Annotated in this window: 1 pseudogene; it reads right to left on the reverse strand. The window is 61.3% G+C overall.

The features are described from left to right. A pseudogene (locus tag EN749_RS36945) lies at window positions 1–525 on the reverse strand (hypothetical protein); the annotation flags it as partial.

Consider the following 525-nt stretch of genomic DNA (forward strand, 5'->3'; position numbering starts at 1 on the left):
CAGTGTGGCTGTGCCGATGTTTCGCACGTTGAAAGCTTGGGCGAAGAAGCCGGTTGCCTGGATCACCTCGTTGAAGGTCAAGCCGCCTTGGGCGCGAATTGCGCTGTTGCGGTCGAAGGCTTCCATGAGCGTTTTGTCGGTCCCGACATCCTGCCCCATGGTCTCGAAGACCTGCTTGTTGGGGGCCACCGTCGACATGCTGCCGTTCATGCCGCCGAGAACCTGGCCGGTGATATCCAACTGGCCCCTTTCACCGGCATTGCCGCCGACAGCGCCCGATTCCGACCCGGTCGAGGTGAACGCCGAAGAGCCTTTGATGTCCGGATTGGCCTGTTCCAGGGACGCCCGGCCACTTGCGGGATCGACCGAAGCCTTCGGGCTCTCCACGTTCTGCGCCTTTTTGGGCGTCGTCACCGAGCAATTGACGCCTTGCGTGGCGGACTTCGTGTCCTCCTGGATGAGCTTGATCTGAACCTTGTCGGCCTTGTCCTCGCTCCGCTGCGACAGAATAGGGCTGTCAGAAAC

Origin of the sequence: Mesorhizobium sp. M7A.F.Ca.ET.027.02.1.1, assembly GCF_004022985.1 — a bacterium.
Lineage (GTDB): Bacteria > Pseudomonadota > Alphaproteobacteria > Rhizobiales > Rhizobiaceae > Mesorhizobium.